The organism is Pseudoalteromonas sp., from assembly GCF_041613455.1.
Taxonomy (GTDB): Bacteria; Pseudomonadota; Gammaproteobacteria; order Enterobacterales; family Alteromonadaceae; genus Pseudoalteromonas.
The window spans coordinates 1-1,764 of the sequence record NZ_JBFJHD010000344.1; the positions used below are offsets into that span (position 1 = coordinate 1).

Consider the following 1,764-nt stretch of genomic DNA (forward strand, 5'->3'; position numbering starts at 1 on the left):
AAACAGACTGCGTTAATGCTATAAATTAGCCGTTTTATAGCTATTAAAGTGGCATTATTTTTAGTTAAAACGACATTACTCTAACAAATAAAGACTGGCCAGCTCTTATCAGGCATTAATATTAGCGCAATAAAGCTGTTTTTAGGGAGGAAATAGGTAGTGAAAGCAGGGGATTTTGACAATAAAAAAGAGCCTCTAGGGCTCTTTAAAATATATTTGGCAACTTATTTACCAATACAAAACGAGCTAAATATTTTTCCAAGTAGGTCATCAGAGGTGAATTCACCGGTAATTTCGTTTAGATATTGCTGGGTTAAACGCAATTCTTCGGCGAGTATTTCGCCCGCTATATGCATTTCTAACTGAGCTTTACCTGTATCTAAGTGGTACGCTGCATGCTCAAGCGCATCAAGGTGGCGACGACGTGCCATAAAGCCGCCTTCTGTTGCACCATCAAAACCAATACAGGCTTTTAAATGCTCGCGAACCAGCTCAATACCATCGGCATTTTTAGCACTTAAACTGATGACCGGGTATTGCTGATTTTGCTCCATACCAACAACATCGCCCGATAAATCGGCTTTATTTCTAATCACTGTAACCCCTAATCCAACGGGTAATTTAGCCATAAATTCTGGCCAAATTTTATGGGGATCAGTATCAATAGTGTCGGTTCCATCAAGCATAAACAGCACTCGGTCGGCTTGGTTTATTTCATCCCATGCGCGCTCAATACCTATTTGTTCTACTAAATCAGGGCTTTCACGCAGACCTGCTGTGTCTATAATATGCAGTGGCATGCCATCTATATGTATATGTTCACGTAGTACGTCACGTGTAGTGCCGGCAATTTCGGTTACAATAGCGGCTTCTCGCCCAGCAAGGGCATTTAATAAGCTTGATTTACCCGCATTAGGGCGACCGGCAATAACAACCCGCATACCTTCGCGCATTATGCTGCCTTGCTTAGCTTGATCGGTTACCGTATTGAGCTGGGCAATAATGGCATCTAAATCGCCAGAAACTTTACCGTCAGATAAAAAATCGATTTCTTCATCGGGAAAATCAATTGCGGCTTCTACGTACATACGCAAGTGAATTACTTTTTCTACAAGTGTTTCTATGTGCTTAGAAAATTCACCTTGAAGAGACTGTAGGGCACTTTTAGCGGCTTGCTCTGAGGTTGCATTAATTAAATCGGCGATGGCTTCTGCTTGTGTTAAATCAAGCTTGTCATTCATAAATGCACGTTCAGAAAACTCCCCAGGCTTTGCTAAACGAACGCCCTCTATTTTACTAATTTCTTTAAGTAACATATCCAGTACTACAGGACCGCCGTGGCCTTGTAGTTCAAGTACATCTTCACCAGTGAATGAGTTAGGGCCGGCAAAGTAAATGGCAATACCTTGATCAAGTTGCTCGCCAGCAAGGCTTTTAAATGGCACATAATCGGCGTAGCGAACTTTAGGTATTTTACCTACTACTTTTTCGGCAACACTTTTAGCAAGGCTGCCTGAAACGCGAATAATACCAACACCACCACGTCCGGGGGCTGTTGCTTGTGCTGCAATTGTGTCTTGATTGATCATGCTATTAATTTGCCAACAATGAGTAACTTTATGGCGGTATTGTAACCTATGGATTTATTTGTAGCGAATAGCTGTGGTGAAAAACAGGTAATAAAAAAGGCGACCGAAGTCGCCTTTATATAAGTAGGAGCTTAATTAGCCTCTTACTTTAATACCTTTCTTTTCCATGCCACGG

1 protein-coding gene is annotated in these 1,764 nt (G+C 41.6%); it reads right to left on the reverse strand.

Annotated features, from left to right (window positions below):
• Nucleotides 1-224: 224 nt before the first annotated feature.
• Nucleotides 225-1,589, reverse strand: a complete 1,365-nt coding sequence (mnmE, locus tag ABYB02_RS16890) for a tRNA uridine-5-carboxymethylaminomethyl(34) synthesis GTPase MnmE (RefSeq protein ID WP_086996465.1) — start codon at nt 1,587-1,589, stop codon at nt 225-227.
• Between the last annotated feature and the right edge of the window lie 175 nt (nt 1,590-1,764).

Excerpts from the sequence above, each read along its gene's own strand:
- mnmE (WP_086996465.1), bottom strand. The coding sequence starts at position 1,589 with ATGATCAATCAAGACACAATTGCAGCACAAGCAACAGCCCCCGGACGT.